The organism is Rathayibacter sp. VKM Ac-2801 (assembly GCF_009834245.1).
Taxonomy (GTDB): Bacteria; Actinomycetota; Actinomycetes; order Actinomycetales; family Microbacteriaceae; genus Rathayibacter.
This window is the reverse complement of record NZ_CP047183.1, coordinates 3,120,378-3,142,860: the sequence shown is the minus strand read 5'-3', so window position 1 is coordinate 3,142,860 and position 22,483 is coordinate 3,120,378. Positions and strand designations below refer to the sequence as shown.

Here is a 22,483-nt window from a genome sequence, read left to right as displayed (position 1 = left end):
CGAGCCCTCTCCGCCGACCCGCCCCCTCACGCCGGGTAGACCAGCAGGTCCTCCGGAGCGACGGTGAAGCCGGTCTCGCGGCCGGGTGCGAGGTCGAGCCGGGCCGCGTCGGCCGCCGGGACGTCGGCGGTCAGGAGTGCGCTGCGCACCCGCACCGCGTCTCCCCGCTGCTCCACGTCGGTGATCACGGCCCGGAGGCCGCCCTCGCCGACGGAGACGGCGGAGGGGCGGACCGCGGCGAGCACCGCGGCGCCGACCGCGACCGGCTCGGCCGCGACTCCGGACAGCTCGTGCCCCTCGGCGGTGCGCAGACCCGTCGCGGTGCGGACGCCCTCGAGCAGCTCGAGCCCGGCGAGCTCGGCGGTGAACGCGGTGCGCGGGCGCGTGAGGACCCGGGCGGTCGGCCCCTCCTCGACCACCCGGCCGCTGTGCAGCACCAGCACCCGGTCGGCGAGGGTCCAGGCGTCGAGCACGTCGTGGGTGACCACGATCGCCGAGCGGTCGGCGAGCACCTCGCGGAGCATCCGGCGGAGGACCGGGGCGGTCCGGGCGTCGACCGCGGCCAGCGGTTCGTCGAGGAGCAGGAGGCGCGGGTCGGTCGCGAGGGCCCGGGCGAGGGCGACCCGCTGGGCCTGCCCGCCGGAGAGGCTCCCCGGGCGCCGGTCGGCCAGGTCGGCCACGCCCGCGGCCGCCAGCTCGCGCTCGGCCCGTTCGCGGGCCCGCGCCCGCCCGGCGCCGGCGCTGCGCGGACCGAACGCCGCGTTCTCGCGCACGCTCAGGTGCGGGAACAGCAGCGGGTCCTGCGCCAGCAGGGCGACGGGGCGGCGGTGCAGAGGAGTCCAGCGACGGTCGTCGAAGAGCAGCTCGCCGCCGGCGGTCGCCCGCCCGGAGTCGGCGCGGACGAGGCCTGCGATCAGCTCGAGGACGGTCGACTTGCCCGCGCCGTTGGGCCCGAGCAGCGCGATCGTCTCGCCCTCGGCCACGTCGATCCGCACGTCGATCCCGCGCACCGCGAGCCGCGCCTCCAGCAGCAGGCTCACCGCGGCACCCCCCGGGCGGAGCGGCCGTGCGCGAGCCCGATCACGAGCATCGCGACCACCACGAGCACCAGCGCGAGGGCGACCGCCGCGTCCGGATCGCTCTCCCGCTGCAGGTAGATCTCGAGCGGGAGGGTGCGGGTCGTGCCCTCGAGGCTCCCGGCGAAGGTCAGCGTCGCTCCGAACTCGCCGAGCGCCCGCGCGAACGAGAGGATCGCGCCCGAGGCGAGGCCCGGCAGGATCAGCGGCAGCGTGATCCGCCGGAGCACCGTCCCGGGCGAGGCGCCCAGGGTCGCGGCGACCGACTCGTAGCGCGCCCCGGCGCTGCGCAGCGCCCCTTCGAGCGTCAGGACCAGGAACGGCAGGGCCACGAAGGTCTGCGCGATCACGACGGCGGTGGTCGAGAACGCGATGCGGACGCCGAGAGCCTCCAGCGCGCCGCCGAGCAGGCCCATCCGCCCGAAGGTGAAGAGCAGCGCCAGCCCGCCGACCACCGGCGGCAGCACCAGCGGCAGCAGCACCAGCGAGCGGAGCAGGCGCTGGCCGGGGAAGGCCGTGCGGGCGAGCACCAGGGCCATCGGGGTCCCGAGCAGCAGGCACAGCAGGGTCGCGACGGCGGAGGTGCGCAGGCTCAGCAGGAGCGCGGCGACGGAGGAGTCGGAGGTGATCAGCGGCAGGAACTGCGGCCAGTCGACGCGGGCGAGGATCGCGACGAGCGGGAGCAGCACCAGCAGGGCGCCGAGCGCGGCGACCGCCACGACCCAGCGCGGCAGGCCGGACCCGGTGCGCATCAGCCGCGGGCGAGCGGCGTCTCGACGATGACCGTGGTCGCCTTGACCACCGCCACCGCGGGCGATCCGGGCTCGAGCCCGAGCTCGCGGACCGCCTCGCTGCTCATCAGCGAGACCACGCGGTGCGGACCGCACTGCAGCTCGACCTGCGCCATCACGGTGTCCATCACGATGCCGGTGACGATCCCGACGAAGCGGTTGCGGGCCGAGCGCGCGACCGGGGACGGATCCTCCGGCAGCACGGCGTTCGCGCGGGCGAGCCGGGCGACCTCGAGGCCGTCGACGACCCGCCGCCCGGAGGCGTCCTTCGCGCTCTCGAGCGTCCCGTTCTCGATCCAGCGCCGCAGCGTGTCGTCGCTCACGCCCAGCGCTGCGGCGGCGTCCTTGATCCGTATCTGCGGCATGCCGTCGATCCTACGTCCGCGCCTGCGTCGCTCCCCGCCCATCCCCTCCCCGCGAGATGCCAGTTCGGTACGCCTCGCGCGGCGTGTCGCGTACCCAAGTGGCATCTCGCCCTCGCGCACGCCCGGTCCCGCTCGTCCCCTCTCCGCGAGATGCCAGTTCGGTACGCCTCGCACGGCGTGTCTCGTACCCAAGTGGCATCTCGCGGAGGGGGACGGGGGGTCAGCGGCTGCGGGGGGCGGCGCCGGCCGTCGGCGCGGTGCGGGTGTCGACACTCGCGGTGAGCGCCGCGGAGTAGCCGGACGCCGGGCTGCCGGACATCGTCGCGAGCTGCAGAGCGCCGCCGTCGTCGCCGAAGACGGAGTCGGTGTCCAGGCCGACCCGGGCGAGGTTCGCGGCCGAGCCCGCGTAGGCGTCGAGGGCGTAGACCGCTGTGCACGCCTCCTCCTGCAGGGCGACCTGCGAAATCGCGATCGCGTTCGCCGCGTCGGTGATCGAGTCGACTCCCGGGTACACCTCGAAGTGGATGTGCGGCCAGCGGCCGGAGTAGCAGGCCGGGACGATCGAGGCGAAGGAGACGACGCCCGACGCGTCGGCGACCTGCACGCCGCGGAGGTACGTCTCGTCCTCGACGCCGCTGGAGTACATCGAGTAGTCCCCGTTCGCGTCGCAGTGCCAGACGTAGACGGCGGCTCCGGCGAACGGCACGCCCCCGTCCGCCGCGTCGAGGATCGTCAGAGTGAGGGCCAGGGGGACCCCGTCGGCCGTCGCGCCGCCGCCGATGCTGGTGCGCAGGTCGCTGCGGACGATCCCGGAGCGCTCGAGGACGTCGACCCCGTTCGAGCCGTCGCCCGGGTAGGGGCCGGCCGTCTCGTCGGGGATCTCGCCGGCCGCGGCGGCGGCCCCGGCGGTGGCGGTCGCGGTGGGAGGCGCGGTGGCGGTCGCCGCGGCGGAGGAGGCGGAGCCCGAGCCTCCGGTGGCGCACGCCGCGAGCCCGAGGGTCGCCGCCCCCGCGCCGACCAGCGTCAGCACGCCGCGCCGCGAGAAGAGGGTCCCCACGTCGAACGGGAGGCCCTGGTCGACCACCTCCTCCTCGGGGCGGTCGAGTCGGCGGCCCTCGTAGGCCGGTCCGTCGGGCGTGCTGCGGGGCTCCGGGATGCGGGTCATGGTCGTGCTCCTCGTCGATCGTGGTGTCCGTCGCGAGCAACCCTGGCGGCTACTGCTCTGCGCCTCCGATGACCGTCCTACGAACCTCCTCTGACCGGCCTGCCGACCGTCCCGCGATCCTCCTCCGAAGCCGCGACGCCCTCACGGCGCTCCGGAGCCGACCGCCGCGACCCCTCTCAGGGCGCTCCGGAGCCGACCGTGGGACCGCCTCACGGCGCTCCGAAGCCGGCCGCCGCGAGCACCGCGCGCCCGGCGTCGGAGGCGACGTACGCGACGAAGGCCGCCGCCGTCGCCGGGTCGGCCGCTCCGGTCAGCGCCGCGATCGGGTAGGTGTTCACCGCCTCCGAGGCCTCGGCGAAGGAGATGCCGGTGACCGAGCCCGCGGCCCCGCGCACGTCGGTCGCGTAGACGAGCCCGGCGTCCGCCTCGCCCGAGGACACCTTGCCGAGCACGTCGGTGACCGACGACTCCTCGCTCACGGGGGAGATGTCGATCCCGCCGGCCTGCTCGACCGCGGCGGCCGCTGCTCCGCACGGCACCTGCGGCGCGCAGACGACGGTGGCGGTCCCGGGCCGGGCGAGGTCGGCGAGAGAGGTGACCTGCGCCGGGTTGCCGGGAGGCACGGCGATCTCGAGCGTGTTCGTGGCGATGTCGACCGGGTCCCCGTCGACGAGCCCCGCGTCGGCGACGGTGGACATCGTGCGCTCGTCGGCGGAGGCGAAGACGTCGGCCGGGGCGCCGTTGACGATCTGCGTCGCGAGGTCCGAGGAGCCGGCGAAGGAGAGCTCGACCCGCGCGCCGGGCTCGGCGGCCTCGAACCCCGTGGCGAGCTCGGTGAACGCGGCCTTCAGCGAGGCGGCGGCGAAGACAGTGAGGGAGCCGCCCGCCGAGGACGTCGTGTCGCCTGTGGCCGTATCGCCGGCAGGAGCTGCTGGGGCGGAGCAGCCCGCGAGCAGGAGGAGCGCCGCGGCGGCAGGGAAGAGGGGGAGCAGGCGACGACGCACGGGGACCTCCGGATCACGAGTCCGCAGGTGCGGCGGACAGCCAATAGTAGATCCTCATATGCGGCAGATGGCTGGAAGGAGGGTCCTACATGCGGCGGACAGCCGCGCCTGGAACCGCAGGCGGAGTGAGTGCCGAGACATCCGCGGACGAACTCCCTCGCAGTCCCGTAGCCGACCTTCGCTCCGCCCGGCGTCGGCCGCGCCGCTCCTGTGCGCCTCGTCCCGGACGGCTCTAGACCTGCGGGAACCGGACCGGCCGAGCGACGCACTCGCGAACCGACCGGCCGGGCGACGTACTCACGCGGACCGGTTCGGTCGGGCGCCGCACTCACGCGGACCGGACCAGCCGGGCGCCGCACTCACGCGGACCGGACCGGCCGGGCGCCGCACCTGCGCGGACCGGACCGGCCGGGCGCCGCACCTGCGCGGACCGGACCGGCCGGGCGCCGCACCTGCGCGGACCGGACCAGCCGGGCGCCGCACCTGCCGGGACCGGACCAGCTGGGCGACCGGCTCACGCGGACCGACCGGCCGGGCGGCGCACAGCGGCGGGCGGACCGCAGCCCTCCGGCTCCGGCACGCCCGCCGCTCGTCGAGGCCGCCTCGACGGCGGCCCTCCGCTCAGCTCTGGGGCGGCGAGTAGAACTGGAGGTCGTTGCCCTCCGAGTCCTTGAAGGGGAGGATGCGGCCCCACTCGTGGTCGCTGATCTCGCCCTCGATCGACGCACCGCGCGCCTTCAGGCGCTCCAGCTCGTCCTCGATCGAGCCGTCGGGCTGGAACGAGATGACCGCCCCGCCCTGCTCGGCGACCGTGGCCGACTCGCGGGCGTTCAGGCCGATCATCAGCCCGCCGGCGTCCAGCTCCGACCAGTCGTCCGACGTGTCCTTGACCTCGAGGCCGAGCGTGTCGCGGTAGAACGCGACCGCCCGCTCCATGTCCGTGACGGGGACCCAGACCGTTGCGACTCCTGATGCCATGTCGTGCTCCTTCGCTCGATGATGCCGTTCCTCCGACGCTAGGTCGGGGACGCCCGGAGCGGGGGCCCTTGCGCCGACGCGCGGAGGCTGCTCTCGCAGAGCGCCTCTCCGCCGCGACGCCGTGCTCTCGACCGGCGGCGATGAGGCACCGGCTGCCGCCGCCCGTCGGCGCCGAGGCACCGCCCCCTCGCCGAGACACCGCCCGCACGCCGGCGTCTCGGCGCACAGCGGGACGTCTCGGCGCAGCTCCCGCGCGCGAACGCCCCGCGCCCGCCACCGCCTCAGCGCTCGGCGACGAAGCGGTGCACCACCGCGAGGTCCTCGTCGCCGAGGCCGGCGTCGACCAGGTCGCGGAACACGGTTCGGAGCGTGCCGAGCAGCGGAGCGGAGGTGCCCGTCGCCTCCGCCTCGTCGGCCGCGGCCCGCAGGTCCTTGTCCATGAAGGAGGCGACACCGGTCGGCGTGTAGTCGCGGGCGACCAGGGCGGCCCGCTTGGTCTCGAGCACGCGGCTGCCCGCGTAGCCGCCCTGCAGCAGGGCGAGCAGCGTGTCGAGGTCGAGGCCGGAGCGCTCGGCGATCACGGCGGCCTCCGCGATCGCGGTCATGGTCGCGGCGACGACGAGCTGATTGCAGGCCTTGGCCACCTCGCCGGCGCCGAGCGGTCCGAGGCGGACGGCGGTCCCGCAGGCGGACAGGACGGGCAGCACCCGGGCGACGTCCTCCTCCGCCCCGCCGACCATGATCGAGAGGGTCCCCGCCTCGGCGCCCTCGGTGCCGCCGCTGACGGGGGCGTCGACGAGGCGGAGCCGCGGGTGGCGTCCCGCCAGCTCGCGCAGGCCGGAGGCGGACACGCTGGAGCAGACGACGAGCACGAGGTCCGCCCCGGCCGCGAGCACGCCCTCCTCTCCCTCGAGCACCTCCTCGAGCTGCGGCAGGTCCGGCACCATCACGATCAGCACGTCCGAGGCGGCGGCGAGCGAGCGGGCGGAGTCGTGCCACTGCGCCTCGGGGACGGCGCGTCGGGCGCGGTCGGCGGAGGCGGGGCGCGCGGTGATCCCGAGCGGGACGCCGGCGGCGACGAGGCGGCGGGCCATCGGGGCGCCCATGCTCCCGAGCCCGACGAAGCCGGTGCGCGCGGGCGGGAGGGCGACGGTCGTGGTGTCCGGCATGCGCCCAGCATATCGAACAGGGTTCACAGGAGTGAAGTAGCATGGGCGCGGGCCGATCCGGGGGAGAGCCTCCCGCACCGTCCCGCGAAGGGACACCCGTGACCGATCGCCTCCGCGTCGTCATCGCCTCGCCGCTCAGCCCCGAGCTGATCGCCCGCATCGTCGAGCTCGAGCCGCGCCTCGACGTCGTCGCCGACCAGAGCCTCCTCCCTCCGATGCGCCACCCCGGCGATCACGGCGGAGACCCCTCCTTCCGGCGCACCCCGCAGCAGCAGCGCGCCTTCGACGAACTGGTCGACTCCGCCGACGTGCTCTACGGCGTGCCGGACGAGACCCCCGCCGCCCTCGCGCGCACGGCCGCCGCGAATCCGCGCCTCCGCTGGGTGCAGACGATGCCCGCCGGCGGAGGCGCGCAGGTGCGGGCCGCGGGGCTCGACGACGCGCAGCTCGAGCGCATCGCCTTCTCGACCTCGGCGGGAGTCCACTCCGAGCCGCTGGCCGAGTTCGGGGTCTTCGGGCTCCTGGCCGGCGCCAAGTCCCTCCCGCGCCTCCAGTCCCTCCAGCGCGAGCGTGTCTGGGGCGGCCGGTGGACGATGGGGCTGATCTCGGAGCAGACGGTCCTGATCGTCGGGCTCGGCACGATCGGGCGCGCGACGGCGCGCAAGCTCCAGCAGCTCGGCGCCCGCGTGATCGGCACGAGCCGCCACGAGACCGAGGTCGAGCACGTCGACGAGATCGTCGCCCCCGACGCGATCGCGGAGGTGGCGGGCCGGATCGACGGGGTCGTCGTCACCCTCCCCGGCACCGCCGCCACCGAGAAGCTGGTGGGCTCCGAGTTCTTCGCCGCGCTGCGCCCCGGCGCCTCGTTCGTGAGCGTCGGCCGCGGGACGGTCGTCGACGAGGAGGCGCTGCTCGCCGCGCTCGACGACGGCCGCGTCGGCTTCGCCGCGCTCGACGTGGTGGCCGAGGAGCCGCTCGAGCAGGGCAGCCCGCTCTGGAGCCACCCGAGCGTCCTGATCAGCCCCCACACCGCGGCGCTGAACGTCGCGGAGGACCGGCTGATCGCCGAGCTCTTCGCGCGCAACGCCACCCGCTTCCTCGACGGGGAGCCCCTGATCAACCGAGTCGATACGGTGGAGTTCTACTGACACCGCCCCCGCGAGAGGACGACATGGCCCGCCCCGATGCGCCCCCGACGACGGTCGACTCCGACAGGGGCTCGGGCGCCCCGGCCGTGTCGCGCGCCATGCGGATCCTCGACCTCCTCGCCGACGCGGGCGGCCCGCGCACGCTGACCGACATCGCCCGTGAGCTCGGGATCGCCAAGTCGTCGACCTCGAACCTCTGCGCCGCGCTCGAGGAGGGGCGGCTGATCCGCCGCGTCGGCTCCGGCTTCCTCCTCGGTCGGCGCACCGTCGAGCTCGGCAGCCACTACCTCGCCGGCTTCGACCCGGTGCGCGAGTTCTACCGGCTCTGCGAGGAGTCGCCGGTGCTCTCGCGCCAGCTGGTGCAGATCGCGCTGCTCGACGGCACCCGCGTCCTCTACCTGGCGGTGCACGAGGGGCGGGAGCGGTTCGCGCTCTCCGCGAGCGTCGGCGACCGGTACCCCGCCTCCGCGACGGCCGTCGGAACCGCGCTGCTGGCCGAGCTCGACGACGCCGAGATCGCCGAGCGCTTCGCCGACGACCGCGACATCGTCGTCTTCACCGACCGGTCCACGTCCTCGACCCGCGAGCTGCTCCGCAAGGTCGCGGCGGCGCGCCTGCGCGGCTACGCGATCGACGACGGCGAGCTGCACCCCAGCGTCCTGGGCGTCGCCGTCGCGGTCCCGGCCGCGACCCGCTCCGATCTCTCGGTCGCGGTCGGCGTTTCGCTGGTCCGGCCGGTCGCCGACGATCAGGAGGAGGTCGTCGCGGCGCTCCGCGAGGCCGCCGCGGCGCTCGGCCGCCCGCCCCTCGTGGCCGGAGCACCCGCCTGAGGCCTCCTCGTCCATTCTGTTGAATGCCGTTCACTGGGCTGTTACGCTCGGTCCGTCCCGCCTCCGCGGGCCGGAGTGAGCGAGGCACCGTGGCGACCAGCACCAGCACCAGCAGCAGCAGCAGCACCGGCGGCGTCGAGCCGAGAGGCGGCCGCTGATGCGCCTCGCTCGGATCCGGGCCGATGACGGACCGGCCGTCGTCCTCCAGGTCGCGGGGGAGTGGCGCGAGATCGAGGACGCCTTCGCCGCGGAGCCGGTCGAGACGGGCCGCCGATGGCCCGTCGAGGGCGCGCACCTGCTGGCGCCGGTGGAGCCCCGCGTCATCCTCGGCATGGCGCACAACGGCTCCGCGGCCGACCGGCTGCTGCCCCCGCAGGCCTTCCACAAGACCGCCCACACCCTGGCCGGGCCCGGCGATCCGATCGTCCTCGACGAGGGCATCGGCCCGGTGGTCGTCGAGGGCGAGCTCGCCCTGGTCATCGGCCGCACCGCGCGGCACCTCACCCCCGAGGACGCGCTCGCGCACGTGCTCGGGGCGACCGTCGCGAACGACGTCACCGCTCCCGGGATGATCGCCGCCGACGGCCTCTTCCTCCAGGGCAAGAACGGCGACGGCTGGACGCCGCTCGGACCGTGGATCGAGACCGGGGTCGACGTCGACGCGGTCGGCATCACGGTGAGCGTCGACGGGGACGTGCGGGCCGTCTCCTCCACTGCGCGCCTCGGCTGGCGCGCCGCCGAGATCCTGGTGCACCTCACCTCCCACCTCACGCTCCACCCGGGAGACGTAGTCCTCACCGGCTCGCCCGGCACGGCCGTCGAGGTCGAGCCCGGCCAGGAGGTGCTGATCGCCCTCGACGGGATCGGCGCGCTCGGGAGCCGCACCGTCGCGGGCCCTCCGCGCGCGGCGCCTCCGCAGCCGTGACATCCGCTCCGACCCTCTGGAGGAACCGTGCTCTTCGACCTGACCGACCGCGTGGCGCTCGTCACCGGATCCAGCCGCGGCATCGGCCGCGCCGTCGCGACCGGCCTCGCCGAGGCGGGCGCCACCGTGGTCCTGAACGGCCTCGACCCCGAGCGCCTCGAGGCCGCCCGCGCCGAGCTCTCGGAGCGGTTCCCCGGCTCCGACGGCCGCCCGAGGATCCACGCCCGCGCCTTCGACGTCACGGACGACGCGGCCGCCGAGGCGGGCGTCGCCTGGATCGAGGAGGCGGTGGGCCCGCTGCGCATCCTGGTCAACAACGCCGGCGTCCAGCACCGCGTGCCCCTGCTCGAGCTCGAGGTCGCCGACTGGGAGCGGGTGCTGCGCACGAACCTCACCAGCGCCTTCGTAGTCGGCCGGGCGGCGGCGAAGCGGATGATCCCGCGCGGCGCCGGGAAGATCGTCAATGTCGCCTCGGTGCAGGCCGATCTCGCGCGGCCGACGATCGCCCCCTACACCGCCTCGAAGGGCGGGATCCGCAACCTCACCCGCGCGATGACGGCGGAGTGGGCGCAGCACGGCATCCAGGTGAACGCGATCGCGCCGGGCTACATCCACACCGAGATGACGCAGAAGCTCGTCGACGACGAGGAGTTCAACGCCTGGATCCTCGGCCGCACGCCCGCCGCGCGCTGGGGCCGCGTCGAGGATCTGATCGGCCCCGCCGTCTGGCTCGCCTCCGACGGCTCGGACTACGTCAACGGGCAGGTCGTCTTCATCGACGGCGGCATGACCGTCGTCGTCTGAGCCACCCCTCGACCCACCGAACGGAACCCGCATGACCGCGCTTGTCCCCGACTCCACCATCCGCGTCGTCGTCCACGCCGCCGGCGACCTCCGCGTCGAGGAGGCGCCGCTCGCGCCGCGCGGCCCCGGCGACGCCCTCGTCGCCGTCGCGTACGGCGGGATCTGCGGCTCCGATCTGCACTACTGGACGCACGGCGCCGCGGGCGAGTCGATCCTCCGCGAGCCGCTGACGCTCGGCCACGAGGTGGTCGGTACGGTCGTCGAGGCCGCGGCGGACGGCTCCGGACCCCCGGTCGGCGCGGCCGTCGCCGTGCACCCCGCGACCGCCCGCGGCGAGTGGCCGGACGGGCGCCCCAACCTCGCGACCGAGGGCACCTACCTCGGCAGCGCCGCGCGGATGCCGCACACCCAGGGCGCGTTCGCCCGCCACGCGGTGCTGCCGGCGCGCATGCTCCGCGAGCTGCCCGCCGGCCTCGGGCTCCGCGGGGCGGCGCTCGCGGAGCCGGCGAGCGTCGCCTGGCACGCGGTGTCGCGCGCGGGAGAGGTGGCGGGACGGCGCGCGCTGGTGATCGGCAGCGGCCCGATCGGAGCGCTGATCGTCGCGGTGCTGAAGCGGGCGGGGGCGGCCGAGATCGTCGCGGTCGACCTGGCCGAGGAACCGCTCGCGATCGCCCGTGCTGTCGGCGCGACCCGGACGATCCGCGCGACCGACGCCGACGCGATCGCCGAGGTCGCCGCCGACGTCGTCTTCGAGTCCTCGGGCAGCCCGCGCGGCCTCGCCTCGGCCGTCCGCGGCGCGGCCCGCGGCGGCACCGTCGTGATGGTGGGACTCCTCCCCTCGGGCGAGCAGCCGGCCCTGATCTCGCTCGCGATCACGCGGGAGCTGCGCCTGATCGGCTCCTTCCGCTTCGTCGACGAGCTCGACGAGGTGCTGGCGGCGCTCGCCGACGGCAGCCTCGCGGTGGCGCCGGTGGTCACGCAGGTGCTGCCGCTGGAGCGCGCGCTCGAGGCCTTCGAGCTCGCCCGCGACGCCTCCCGCTCGAGCAAGGTGCTGCTCGACTTCACCCCGTGACGGGCGCTCGAGGCGTCTCCGGAGGGTCGGGATCGCCCGAGCGTTCGGGGTTCCCTCGGACGGCGGCGTCGCCGGAGCACTACCGTTGCACCATGGCGTCCACCGATACCCCCGATTCCGCCCCCGAAGCCGACACCGCTTCCGAGAGCGCCCCCACGCTCACCTTCTCCGACCTCGGTCTCTCCGACCCGGTCCTCAAGGCCCTCAAGGAGGTCGGCTACGAGACGCCCTCGGCCATCCAGGCCGCGACGATCCCGTCCCTCCTCTCCGGCCGCGACGTCCTCGGCGTCGCCCAGACCGGCACCGGCAAGACCGCGGCGTTCGCGCTGCCGATCCTCTCGCGCCTCGACGTCTCGCAGAAGACCCCGCAGGCTCTCGTGCTGGCCCCGACCCGCGAGCTCGCCCTGCAGGTCTGCGAGGCGTTCGAGCGCTACGCGTCCGGCCTCCGCGGCGTCCACGTCCTCCCCGTCTACGGCGGCCAGGGCTACGGCACCCAGCTCTCCGCGCTCCGCCGCGGCGTCCACGTCGTCGTCGGCACTCCCGGCCGCATCATGGACCACCTCGAGAAGGGCACCCTCGACCTCTCGCAGCTGAAGTTCCTCGTGCTCGACGAGGCCGACGAGATGCTCAAGATGGGCTTCGCGGAGGACGTCGAGACGATCCTCGCCGACACCCCCGTCGAGAAGCAGATCGCGCTGTTCTCGGCGACGATGCCCGCGCAGATCCGCCGCATCTCCGGCAAGTACCTGAAGGAGCCGGAGGAGATCACGGTCAAGAACAAGACCACGACCTCCGTCAACACCACCCAGCGCTACCTGATGGTGTCGTACCCGCAGAAGGTCGACGCCCTCACCCGCATCCTCGAGGTCGAGAACTTCGAGGGCATGATCGTGTTCGTCCGCACGAAGAGCGAGACGGAGACGCTGGCCGAGAAGCTGCGCGCCCGCGGCTACACCGCGGCGGCGATCAGCGGAGACGTGGCCCAGGCCCAGCGCGAGCGCACTGTCGAGCAGCTGAAGTCGGGCAGGCTCGACATCCTCGTCGCCACCGACGTCGCCGCCCGCGGCCTCGACGTCGAGCGCATCAGCCACGTCGTCAACTACGACATCCCGATCGACACCGAGTCGTACGTGCACCGCATCGGCCGCACCGGTCGCGCGGGGCGCAGCGGAGCAGCGATCAGCTTCGTCACGCCGCGCGAGCGCCGCCTCCTCGCCGCCATCGAGAAGGCCACCCGCCAGCCGCTGACCGAGATGCGGATGCCGAGCGTCGAGGACGTCAACGTCACCCGCCTCTCGCGCTTCGACGACGCGATCACCGCCGCGCTCGCCGACACCGAGCGCCTGCAGCGCTTCCGCGACATCATCGGCCACTACGTCGAGCACCACGACGTGGTCGAGTCGGACGTCGCCGCCGCGCTGGCCATCGTCGCGCAGGGCGAGGAGCCGCTGCTGCTCTCGCCCGACGACCCCCGCTTCGCCCGTCGCGAGCGCGAGGACCGCGACTCCCGGCCCGACCGCGGCGACCGCCCCGAGCGCGGCGACCGCTTCGACCGCGGCGGCGACCGAGGCGACCGCCCCGAGCGCCGTCAGCGCCCGGCGAACAGCAATCTCGCCTCGTACCGGATCGAGGTCGGCCGCCGCCAGCGCGTCGAGCCCCGCCAGATCGTGGGCGCGCTCGCGAACGAGGGCGGCCTCAACCGCGGCGACTTCGGGCACATCGACATCCGCCCGGACTTCTCGATCGTGGAGCTGCCGGCCGACCTGCCCCAGGACGTGCTCGACCGCCTCGCCGACACCCGCATCAGCGGCCAGCTGATCGAGCTGAAGCCGGACCGCCGTCCGAGCCGCGCCGGCGCCGACCGTGGCGGACGCCCCAGCGGCCCGAGCCGCTCGAGCGAGCGCCCGGAGCGCAAGCCGCGCTACTGACGCCTCCCGCCCCGGCGGACGGCCCTCCGCGAGATGCCACTCCGGTACAGCGACACCCGCGTGTCGCGTACCGAAGTGGCATCTCGCGTTCGTGCGGGGTGCGGTCGCAGCGGCCGCCCCCGGGACGACCGGCGCTTCGCGAGATGCCACTTCGGTACGCCGACAGCGGCGTGTCGCGTACTCAAGTGGCATCTCGCGGAGGTGCGGGTGCGGGTGGGGGCTCAGCGGCGCAGGACCCGCCGGGCCAGCACGTTGCCGAGCAGCTGCACCAGCTGCACGATCACGATGATCACCAGCACCGCGGCCCAGGTGACGACCGGCTCGAACTGCCGGTAGCCGTACTGGATCGCGAAGTTGCCGAGCCCGCCGGCGCCGATGTAGCCGGCCACCGCCGACATGTCGATGACGGCGACGAACACGAACGTGTAGCCGAGGATCAGCGGACCGAGCGCCTCCGGCAGCAGCACCGTGCGGACGATCCGGAACCTGCTCGCTCCGACCGACCGCGCCGCCTCGATGACGCCGGGCTGCACGGTCAGCAGGTTCTGCTCCACGATCCGCCCGATGCCGAAGGCGGCGCCGAGCGAGAGGGTGAAGACGATCGCGTCCGTGCCGATGCCGGAGCCGACCACCAGCCGGGCCAGCGGCTGGGCCGCGGCGATGAAGATGATGAACGGGATCGGCCGGAACACGTTCACGATCACGTTGAGCAGTCCGTAGACCACCCGGTTCGCGTAGAGGGCGCCGCCGCGGGTGAGCGCGAGGCCCAGTCCGATCAGCAGTCCGCCGAGCCCGCCGAAGAGGAGGCTCAGGGCGACGATGTACAGCGTCTCGCCGGTCGCCTGGACGAGCTTGGGCAGGAGCGGGATCAGCTCGTTCATCGGGGCACCTCCGTGAGGGCGACTCGTCCGCCGAGGCGGGCGAGGAGGGGGTCGACGACGTCGTCCGGCGCGTCGAGGGCGACCGTGAGGTGGCCGAAGGCCCGCCCGCGGACGTCGGTGATGCCGCCGTAGACGAGCTCGAGCGGCACGCCGGCCGCCGCCACCTCGGCGAAGACGTCGCCCTGCGAGGCGGAGTCGTCCGAGAACGAGAGCGTGACCAGCCGGCCGCGGTGGCGCGCTCGCAGCACCGCCGCCTCCGCGGGCGAGGGCACCGAGCGGACGACGGTGGAGACGAAGCGGCGGGTGACCGGCTCGCGCGGGGCCGAGAACACGTCGAAGACGGGCCCGCGCTCCACGATGCGGCCCGACTCCATCACCGCGACCTTCGTCGCGAGCTGCTGGACCACGTCCATCTCGTGGGTGATCACGACGATGGTGACGCCCAGCTCCTCGTTGATGCGGCGGAGGAGGGCGAGCACCTCGCCGGTGGTGTCCGGGTCGAGCGCGCTGGTGGCCTCGTCGGCCAGCAGGATGCGCGGGGAGGCGGCGAGGGCGCGGGCGATGCCGACGCGCTGCTTCTGCCCGCCCGAGAGCTGCTCCGGGTGGCTGCGCGCCTTGTCGCTCAGGCCGACGAAGCGGAGCATCTCGTCGACGCGGGTGCGCTGCTCCGCCCGCGGGACGCCCGCGACCTGCAGCGGGTAGGCGACGTTCTGGCTCACGGTCTTCGAGCCGAACAGGTTGAACTGCTGGAAGATCATCCCGATGCCCAGGCGCAGGCGGCGCAGCTCGCGCTCGGGCAGGCCCACGGTCTCGCGGCCGTCGATCTCGATGCTGCCGCTGGTCGCGGGCTCGAGGGCGTTGATCAGCCGGGCCAGCGTGCTCTTGCCCGCGCCGGAGTAGCCGATCACCCCGTAGACGTCGCCCGCCTCGATCTCGAGGCTCACCCCGTCGACGGCCGCGGTCGGAGCACCCCCGCGCCCCGCGCCGGGATACACCTTGCGCACGTCCTTCATCCGTATCAGCGGCACGAGCAACCCTTTCAGTCGGTCCCGCCGTCATCTCGCGAAATTTCGCGAGATCGGCCGCAACGGTCGAGATGCCCCGCCGCAGCAGGGGATCTCGACCGCGCGGTGCGATCTCGCGGGAGAGGAGGGGGAGGGGGAAGCGGTCAGGAGGCGGCGGAGATGTCCGTCTCGGCGGACTCGAGCGAGGTCTCCAGCTCGGAGGCGGGGGTCTTCAGGAAGACCGCGGTGCCGCCGGACTGCTCCGAGACGCCGTCGAGCACGTCCTGGCTGTCCTGGTAGATCGAGACGAGCTTCGTGTAGGTCTCGTTCTCGGCGTCGTCGGCCCGGGCGGCGAAGATGTTCGTGTAGAGCAGGGAGGCGGGGTCGCTGGGGTCGTCCTGGGCGATCGCGTCCGCGGCCTTCAGGCCCGCGTTCTCGATGAAGTCGTTGTTGATGACCGCGGCGGCCACGTCCGGGAGCGACGTCGGGGTGAGCGAGGCCTCCAGCGCGGTGACCTCTACCTTGGAGGAGGGCTCCACGTCGTCGACGTTCGAGAGCACTCCGCCGCCGTCCTTCAGCTCGACGAGCCCGGCCGACTGCAGCACCAGCAGCGCACGCGCCTGGTTGGTCTCGTCGTTCGGGATCGCGATGGTGGAGCCGGCGGGGATGTCCGCGACGTCGTCGTACTGCGAGGAGTAGAGGCCCAGCGGGTAGATCGCGGTCGCGCCGATCGGCACGAGGTCGGCGTCGGCCGAGGTGTTGTACTGGGCCAGGTAGGCGATGTGCTGGAACTGGTTGAGGTCGATCTCGCCCTCGGTGAGCGCCGGGTTCGGCTGGTTGTAGTCGCTGAAGTCGACGATCTCGACGTCGATCCCGGCGTCGGCGGCGGCCTTCTCGTAGGTGGCCCAGTAGGGGTCGCTCGCGCCGACGACGCCGATGCGGACGGTGTCGTCGCCGCCGCCCGCGCCGGAGCAGCCGGCGAGGAGGAGGGCGGCGGAGGCGGCGATCGCGGAGGTCGCGAGGAGTCGGGTGCGCAGGGTCATGGCTGTGGGGATCCTTCCGTGGAGAGGATCCGGGCACTCGGCGCCGACCGGGCGGTGCTGGTCACCGCCGGCGCTGCGACCGGCGTCCGGTCGCTCGGCGCCGCGACTGCGCGGATCCCGGGGATCACCTTACGAAGGTGGTCGGACCCGCGCGAAACCCGCGCGTAACACGGCGACTCGGAGGCCGCGGAGGTGCCCGCTCACCGCAGGAGCGCGCCGTGGGGGCCGCTCAGCGCGGGGTCGCACCGTGCCGCGCGGCCGAGCTCGCGAGCGCGCCGCTGCAGCCGCTCAGCGCGTGACCGCGCCGCACCGCACGCTCAACTCGCGAGCGCGCCGTCCTCGCCCGCCGACGCCTCGTGCTTGGCGATCCGCGTCGCGATCGCGTCGCGCTCGGCCCGGAGCGACGCGATGGTCGGCTTGTCCAGGCGAGGGTCGGCCAGGTCGGCGAAGGGGCTCGCGGTGCCGGTACGGGCCGACACGAGCGCGGCGTACGCCTTCGTCGCGGCGCGGAGCTCGGCTCCGGCCCGCTCGACCTTCCGCGGCTTCGACGACTTGTCCGAGACGAGTCGGGCGTGCTTGTCGAGGGCCTCTACCAGCGCGCGATGCGCAGCGTCAATCTTCTTGCTCATAGGCGCATTATGACGCAGGGTCGGCGCACGGCGCCGAACGCACTCCCGCACTCGCCCGCCGTCCCCCGCCGCGAGATGCCACCTGCGACGACGACACGCCGTTACGGGGCGTCACAGGTGGCATCTCGCGGGGAGAGGACGGACGGGTCAGCGCGCGACCAGCGTGGAGACCGACGACGCGCCCGCGCTGGTGGCGACCGCGTCGAGCACCCGCTGCACGTCGAGAGCGTCGGCGAACGTGGGCGTGACGGCGGTGCCGCCGGCGATCGCCTCGACGAGGTCGACGACCTGGTGCGTGAAGAGGTGCTCGTAGCCGATGCCGTGCCCGGTCGGCCACCAGGCCGACATGTACGGGTGCGCCGGCTCGGTGACCTGGATGCGCCGGAAGCCCTGCGCCTCCTCGGGGTCGCGGGCGTCGTAGTACTCGAGCTCGTTCATCCGCTCGAAGTCGAACGCGATCGAGCCGAGCTCGCCGTTCACCTCGATGCGGTTGGCGTTGCGGCGGCCGGTCGCGACGCGGGTGGCCTCGAAGACGCCCAGGGCGCCGCCCTCGAAGGAGGCGGTGAAGGCGGCGGCGTCGTCGACCGTCACGGCGCCGCGCGGGGCGTCGGCACCGGCGCGCCCGCCGAGGCCGACCTGCTCGCTGAGCACGGGGCGCTCGGTGGTGAAGGTGCGCAGCGTCGCCGAGACGGAGGTGATGCCGCGGCCGGTCAGCCACTGGGCGGTGTCGATGCTGTGCGCGCCGATGTCGCCGAGGGCGCCCGAGCCGGCGCGCTCCTTCTGCAGGCGCCAGGTCAGCGGCGCCTCGGAGTCGGACAGCCAGTCCTGCAGGTACTGGGCGCGCACGTGGCGGATGTCGCCGAGGCGGCCCTCCTCGATGAAGCGCTTGGCGAGGGCGAGGGCAGGAGTGCGGCGGTAGCTGAAGCCGCACATCGCGACCTTCCCGGAGGCGGCGGCTGCGGCGACCATCCGCTCCGCCTCCTCGACGGAGTTGGCGAGGGGCTTCTCGCACAGCACGTGCTTGCCCGCCTCGAGGGCCGCGATGGCGATCTCGGCGTGGGTGTCGCCCGGGGTGCAGATGTCGACGAGGTCGATGTCGTCGCGGGCGATGACGGCCCGCCAGTCGGTGGAGGCCTCGCTCCAGCCCAGCCGCTCGGCGCGCTCCGCGGTCGAGTCGGGGTTGCTCCCCACGAGCACGGCGAGCTCGGGGCGGAGGGGGAGGGGGAAGAAGCGGGAGGCGGTGCGCCAGGCGTGCGAGTGGGTGCGGCCCATGAAGGCGGTCCCCACCATCGCGACGCGCAGGGCTCGGTCGTTCGACATCGTCGTCCTTTCGTCGGCCGTACGACCCTGCCACGGGTCGGGGCGCGGGCGCTACCGGGCTCCGCGAGGCCGCCTTCACCGCGACGCGCCCGGGCTGCACGGACATGTGCGTGTTCATAGGGTTCGGAGAGCGCTCTATCACGGACGGAATGTCTCAACCACCGCCGTCAGATGTCGCGTAATCCCGCGGATCCCTGCCCTGACGCGGTGGCAGGAAGCTCTCCGTGCGACTGGGCGATCACTCGAACCGCCTTCGAATCGGTTCAGAACTTTTGCTTGACCCGCGACGTAAGTGGAAGTAGCTTCATCCGCATGGTCACCGCAGACCCCCGCAGCACTGCTGCACAGCCTCTTCCCCGCACCTCCGACGAGTCTCAGCAGCTGCTTCTGCAGATGCGCGGCATCGTGAAGGTCTTCCCCGGCGCCCGTGCTCTCGACGGCGTCGACCTCGATGTCCGACCCGGTGAGGTGCACTGCCTCCTCGGCCAGAACGGCGCCGGCAAGTCCACCCTCATCAAGACCCTCGCCGGGGCCCACCAGCCCACGGAGGGCGAGATCCTCGTCGACGGGAACGTCGTCACGATCCCGTCCCCGACGGCGGCCCTCGCCCTGGGCATCGCGACGATGTACCAGGAGCTCGACGTCGTCGACGGCCTCTCCGTCGCCGAGAACATCTTCCTCGGCCACGAGCTCTCCCGCGGCGGCTTCACCGCCCGGGCGAAGGCCACGAGGATCACTCGCGAGCTGATGGAGCGCCTCGGCCACTCCGAGATCTCGCCGAACCGCGAGGTCGGCACGCTCTCCGCCGCCGGCAAGCAGATCGTGCAGATGGCCCGCGCCCTGTCGCACGACGCACGGGTCATCATCATGGACGAGCCCTCCGCAGTGCTCGACTCCGAGGAGGTGGAGAACCTCTTCCACGTGGTGCGCCAGCTCACCGCCTCCGGCGTCGCCATCGTCTACATCTCGCACCGCCTCGACGAGATCCGCGCCATCGGCGACCGGATCACCGTGATCAAGGACGGCGCCACCGTCGCGCAGAACCTCGCGGTCGCCGACACCCCCACCTCGAAGCTCATCACCCTGATGACCGGCCGCGCCGTCGAGTACGTCTTCCCAAACCGCCAGGAGCTCGACGTCGAGGCCGAGACGCTGCTGAAGGTCGAGAAGCTGGGCCTGCAGGGCTCCTTCTCGGACGTCTCCCTCGAGATCCGCGCCGGCGAGGTCGTCGGCCTCGCGGGGCTGGTCGGCTCCGGCCGCTCCGAGATCCTCGAGACCATCTACGGGGCGCGCCGCGCCAGCACCGGGACGGTCAGCGTGGCGGGCAAGCGCCTGCGCGCCGGCTCCGTCACCTCGGCGGTCGACGCCGGCATCGGCCTCTGCCCGGAGGAGCGCAAGAGCCAGGGCCTGCTCCTGGACGAGCCGGTCTACCGCAACATCACCCTCTCGACCTTCGACCGCTTCGCCAAGCGCGGCTTCCTCGACGAGCGCTCCGAGCGCGCGGCGGCGGCCGAGCAGGCGGTCTCCCTCGACCTGCGGCCCTCCGGGGTCGACCGGGACGCCCGCACCCTCTCCGGAGGCAACCAGCAGAAGGCGCTCCTCGCCCGCTGGCTCGTGCGCGGCTGCCGCGTCCTGCTGCTCGACGAGCCGACCCGCGGGGTCGACGTCGGCGCACGGGCCGAGATCTACACCCTGATCAGGGACCTCGCGTCCAACGGCGCCGCCGTGCTCGTGGTCTCCAGCGAGATCGGCGAGGTCCTCGGACTCTCGGACCGAGTGCTCGTGATCTCCGACGGCGCCGTGGTCCACGAGGGCCCGGCCGATTCGATCGACGAGCACCGCGTGCTCGATCTCGTCATGGAAGGAAGTGCAGCGTGAGCGGACAGCTCGACACCGCGTCGCCGTCGATCGGCGGTCCGCAGGAGGACGCCGCCCGTCACGCGTCGGCCGCGACGGGAGGCTCCTCCGGGGGCGTGCCGTCCAAGGACTCCCGCTCCGGGGTGGCCCGCCTCATGCAGGGCTCCCTCGGCCGCAACGTCGGGCTGCTGCTCGCGCTGGTGATCCTCTGCATCGTCGGATTCGCGACCGCGGGGGAGCGCTTCGCCAGCGTCGACAACGTGCTCACGATCCTCCGCCTCGCCGCGGTCATCGGCGTGCTGAGCATCGGCATGACCTTCGTCATCACCTCCGGCGGGATCGACCTCTCGGTCGGCTCCGTGATGGGGCTCGCGACGGTCTGGGCGAGCACGGTCTCGACCCAGTACTACGCGGCCAACACCTCCTGGCTGGTGATCGTGCTCACCGCGGTCGTCGTCGGCCTGGTCTGCGGCCTGATCAACGGCGCGCTGATCGCCTACGGCCGGGTCGTCGCCTTCATGGCGACCCTGGCGATGCTCGTCGCCGCCCGCGGCTTCGCCGAGCTGATCTCGAACCGCCAGACGCAGGTCGTCACGGTCACGCCGTTCCTCGACTTCTTCCGCGCCGACGTGCTCGGCATCCCGGTGCTCGTGCTGATCTTCGTGGTCGTCGCCGTCGCCGGCTGGATCCTGCTCAACCGCACCACCTTCGGCCGCCGCACCATCGCGGTCGGCGGCAACCCGGAGGCGGCCCGCCTCGCCGGCATCAAGGTCCGCCGCCACACCATGTACGTCTACGGCCTCGCCGGCCTCACCGCCGGCATCGCCGCCGTCATGATGCTCGCCCGCACCACCGCCGGCAGCTCGACCAACGGCCTCCTCTACGAGCTCGACGCCATCGCGGCGGTCGTGGTCGGAGGCACGCTGCTGGCCGGCGGCCGCGGCACCATCGTCGGCACCGTGTTCGGCGTCCTCATCTTCACGACCCTGACCAACGTGTTCACGCAGAACAACATGTCGACCTCGACTCAGGCCGTCGCGAAGGGCGCGATCATCGTCGCCGCCGTCCTGCTGCAGCAGCGGTTCGCCGCCCGCGGCAGGAAGTCCTGACCCCGGGGCTCCGGCCCCGCTCCTCCACACACAGCAACCCACCCGACCACTCAGGTCACCTCCCCGAGGACACGTGTGCCCTCGGACCCCTCGGATCGATCGAAGGAGATCACTTCCATGCCCGCACGCCCCTTCACCCGCAGCCGCCTCTCCCGCACCGCTCGACTCGGCTCGGCCGGCGTCGCCTTCGGCGCCGTCGCGCTGATGCTCACCGGCTGCATCTCGAACGCCCCGGTCGAGACCGGCAACGCCGCCTCCGGCGGGACCGCCGCCGCCGTGGCCGCCTCGGACAACGACGCCTCCGGCGACAACGTCGTCATCGGCTTCACCGCTCCCGCCGCCGACCACGGCTGGATGGGCGCGGTCAGCCGCGCCGCCATCGCCGAGGCCGAGAAGTACGACGACGTGGAGCTCCGCACCGCGGAGGGCACCAACGACGTCAACCTCCAGATCAGCCAGGTCGAGACCTTCATCAACGACGGCGTCGACGCGATCGTGCTGCTGCCGATCGACGGAGCCGCGCTCACCCAGGTCGCCACCCAGGCGATGGAGGCGGGCATCACCGTCATCAACGTGGACCGCGAGTTCTCCAGCCCCTTCGCCGCCCGGTCGACCATCCTCGGCGACAACTACGGCATGGGCGTCAGCGCCGGCACCTACATCTGCGAGGAGCTCGGCGACAACCCCGACGCCGTCGTCGCCGAGATCGCCGGCATCGACTCCCTCCCGCTGACCCAGGAGCGCAGCCAGGGCTTCTCGGACGCGCTCGAGGGCTGCGGACTCGACGTGGACAACCGCGTCGCCGCCGACTTCACCGTCCAGGGCGGAGAGCAGGCCGCGGCCAACCTCCTGCAGGCCGCGCCGAAGATCGACGCCATCTGGAACCACGACGACGACCAGGGCGTCGGCGTCCTCGCGGCGATCGACACCGCCGGACGCGACGAGTTCCTCTTCGTCGGCGGCGCCGGCTCGGCCAACGTGATGCGCGCGATCGAGGCCGACGACTCCGTCGTCAAGGCCACGGTCGTCTACCCCTCGACGCAGGCCGCGGACGGCATCAAGCTCGCCCGCCTCGTCGAGCAGAACAAGTCGATGGCCGACACCAGCTCGCTCGGCGTCCCGCGCCAGATCCAGCTCTTCGCGCCGGTCGTGACCAAGGACAACGTCTCCGAGTACCTCCCCTCGGCCTTCGAGTCCTGATCGACCCCACCAGCCCGGGTCGGCACGGGAACCATCCCGCGCCGACCCCCGCCTCGGCGCCGCTCCGGGATCACTGACGACCCGCAGCGCAGCGCCACCGGCATCCGCGAGAGGAGGAGGACTGCAAGACACCGGCCCCAGGGCCGGACAGGAGGAGACCGGATCCGCTCAGTCGTGCGGACAGC

Annotated in this window: 21 protein-coding genes; 9 read left to right on the top strand and 12 right to left on the bottom strand. The window is 73.5% G+C overall.

Annotated features, from left to right (window positions below):
• Positions 1 to 26: 26 nt before the first annotated feature.
• From GSU45_RS14700 to GSU45_RS14670, 7 genes are all read right to left on the bottom strand, one after another.
• Positions 27 to 1,040: an ABC transporter ATP-binding protein gene (locus GSU45_RS14700; protein ID WP_159916012.1), complete on the bottom strand. Its 1,014-nt coding sequence runs from the start codon at positions 1,038 to 1,040 to the stop codon at positions 27 to 29.
• Positions 1,037 to 1,828: an ABC transporter permease gene (locus GSU45_RS14695; protein ID WP_159916010.1), complete on the bottom strand. Its 792-nt coding sequence runs from the start codon at positions 1,826 to 1,828 to the stop codon at positions 1,037 to 1,039. Before GSU45_RS14695 ends, GSU45_RS14700 begins: the two co-directional genes overlap by 4 nt.
• Positions 1,828 to 2,232, bottom strand: coding sequence for a TOBE domain-containing protein (locus GSU45_RS14690; RefSeq protein WP_159916008.1), 405 nt, complete (start codon positions 2,230 to 2,232; stop codon positions 1,828 to 1,830). The genes GSU45_RS14695 and GSU45_RS14690 overlap by 1 nt, the downstream gene beginning before the upstream one ends.
• Positions 2,233 to 2,452: 220 nt before the next feature.
• The gene (locus GSU45_RS14685) at positions 2,453 to 3,397 is read right to left on the bottom strand and encodes an intradiol ring-cleavage dioxygenase (RefSeq protein ID WP_159916006.1); all 945 of its coding nucleotides are present in this window, start codon (positions 3,395 to 3,397) and stop codon (positions 2,453 to 2,455) included.
• A gap of 209 nt (positions 3,398 to 3,606) precedes the next feature.
• Positions 3,607 to 4,401, bottom strand: coding sequence for a molybdate ABC transporter substrate-binding protein (modA, locus tag GSU45_RS14680; RefSeq protein ID WP_159916004.1), 795 nt, complete (start codon positions 4,399 to 4,401; stop codon positions 3,607 to 3,609).
• Between the two features lie 621 nt (positions 4,402 to 5,022).
• Complete coding sequence (locus tag GSU45_RS14675) at positions 5,023 to 5,379, bottom strand: VOC family protein (RefSeq protein ID WP_159916002.1); 357 nt, start codon at positions 5,377 to 5,379, stop codon at positions 5,023 to 5,025.
• Positions 5,380 to 5,660: 281 nt separating this feature from the next.
• Complete coding sequence (locus GSU45_RS14670) at positions 5,661 to 6,548, bottom strand: NAD(P)-dependent oxidoreductase (RefSeq protein ID WP_159916000.1); 888 nt, start codon at positions 6,546 to 6,548, stop codon at positions 5,661 to 5,663.
• Positions 6,549 to 6,646: 98 nt separating this feature from the next.
• Here GSU45_RS14670 and GSU45_RS14665 point away from each other — a divergent pair, with 98 nt between their 5' ends.
• The 6 genes from GSU45_RS14665 (at position 6,647) to GSU45_RS14640 (ending at position 13,255) form a co-directional block, all read left to right on the top strand.
• On the top strand, positions 6,647 to 7,696 hold the full coding sequence (locus GSU45_RS14665; protein ID WP_244248133.1) for a D-2-hydroxyacid dehydrogenase: 1,050 nt from the start codon (positions 6,647 to 6,649) through the stop codon (positions 7,694 to 7,696).
• Between the two features lie 23 nt (positions 7,697 to 7,719).
• Positions 7,720 to 8,526, top strand: a complete 807-nt coding sequence (locus tag GSU45_RS14660; RefSeq protein WP_159915997.1) for an IclR family transcriptional regulator — start codon at positions 7,720 to 7,722, stop codon at positions 8,524 to 8,526.
• A 157-nt stretch (positions 8,527 to 8,683) separates the two neighbouring features.
• Positions 8,684 to 9,451, top strand: a complete 768-nt coding sequence (locus GSU45_RS14655; protein WP_159915996.1) for a fumarylacetoacetate hydrolase family protein — start codon at positions 8,684 to 8,686, stop codon at positions 9,449 to 9,451.
• 27 nt (positions 9,452 to 9,478) lie between these two features.
• Positions 9,479 to 10,255, top strand: coding sequence for an SDR family oxidoreductase (locus GSU45_RS14650; RefSeq protein WP_159915995.1), 777 nt, complete (start codon positions 9,479 to 9,481; stop codon positions 10,253 to 10,255).
• 31 nt (positions 10,256 to 10,286) lie between these two features.
• Positions 10,287 to 11,327, top strand: a complete 1,041-nt coding sequence (locus GSU45_RS14645) for an L-idonate 5-dehydrogenase (RefSeq protein WP_159915994.1) — start codon at positions 10,287 to 10,289, stop codon at positions 11,325 to 11,327.
• A gap of 92 nt (positions 11,328 to 11,419) precedes the next feature.
• Positions 11,420 to 13,255, top strand: coding sequence for a DEAD/DEAH box helicase (locus tag GSU45_RS14640; protein ID WP_159915993.1), 1,836 nt, complete (start codon positions 11,420 to 11,422; stop codon positions 13,253 to 13,255).
• 221 nt (positions 13,256 to 13,476) lie between these two features.
• On the opposite strand, the gene GSU45_RS14635 is transcribed toward GSU45_RS14640, so the two are convergent.
• The 5 genes from GSU45_RS14635 to GSU45_RS14615 all read right to left on the bottom strand — a co-directional run bounded on the left by GSU45_RS14635 (position 13,477) and on the right by GSU45_RS14615 (position 18,132).
• A complete protein-coding gene (locus GSU45_RS14635) occupies positions 13,477 to 14,136 on the bottom strand; it encodes a methionine ABC transporter permease (RefSeq protein ID WP_104237942.1) in 660 nt (219 codons plus the stop codon).
• Positions 14,133 to 15,149, bottom strand: a complete 1,017-nt coding sequence (locus GSU45_RS14630) for a methionine ABC transporter ATP-binding protein (protein ID WP_159917165.1) — start codon at positions 15,147 to 15,149, stop codon at positions 14,133 to 14,135. The genes GSU45_RS14635 and GSU45_RS14630 overlap by 4 nt, the downstream gene beginning before the upstream one ends.
• 155 nt (positions 15,150 to 15,304) lie before the next feature.
• Positions 15,305 to 16,183, bottom strand: coding sequence for a MetQ/NlpA family ABC transporter substrate-binding protein (locus GSU45_RS14625; RefSeq protein ID WP_159915992.1), 879 nt, complete (start codon positions 16,181 to 16,183; stop codon positions 15,305 to 15,307).
• Positions 16,184 to 16,500: 317 nt separating this feature from the next.
• Positions 16,501 to 16,812: a hypothetical protein gene (locus GSU45_RS14620; RefSeq protein WP_159915991.1), complete on the bottom strand. Its 312-nt coding sequence runs from the start codon at positions 16,810 to 16,812 to the stop codon at positions 16,501 to 16,503.
• A 147-nt stretch (positions 16,813 to 16,959) separates the two neighbouring features.
• Entirely contained in the window at positions 16,960 to 18,132 is a 1,173-nt protein-coding gene (locus GSU45_RS14615; protein ID WP_159915990.1) for a Gfo/Idh/MocA family oxidoreductase, read from the bottom strand.
• A gap of 393 nt (positions 18,133 to 18,525) precedes the next feature.
• Between GSU45_RS14615 and GSU45_RS14610 the strand changes: the two genes are divergently transcribed.
• The 3 genes from GSU45_RS14610 to GSU45_RS14600 all read left to right on the top strand — a co-directional run bounded on the left by GSU45_RS14610 (position 18,526) and on the right by GSU45_RS14600 (position 22,298).
• Positions 18,526 to 20,010: a sugar ABC transporter ATP-binding protein gene (locus GSU45_RS14610; RefSeq protein WP_208543558.1), complete on the top strand. Its 1,485-nt coding sequence runs from the start codon at positions 18,526 to 18,528 to the stop codon at positions 20,008 to 20,010.
• 134 nt (positions 20,011 to 20,144) lie between these two features.
• Positions 20,145 to 21,098 (top strand): ABC transporter permease, encoded by a 954-nt coding sequence (locus GSU45_RS14605; protein ID WP_068256795.1) that lies wholly within the window; start codon positions 20,145 to 20,147, stop codon positions 21,096 to 21,098.
• A 117-nt stretch (positions 21,099 to 21,215) separates the two neighbouring features.
• Positions 21,216 to 22,298, top strand: a complete 1,083-nt coding sequence (locus GSU45_RS14600) for a substrate-binding domain-containing protein (RefSeq protein ID WP_104222461.1) — start codon at positions 21,216 to 21,218, stop codon at positions 22,296 to 22,298.
• Positions 22,299 to 22,483: the final 185 nt, after the last annotated feature.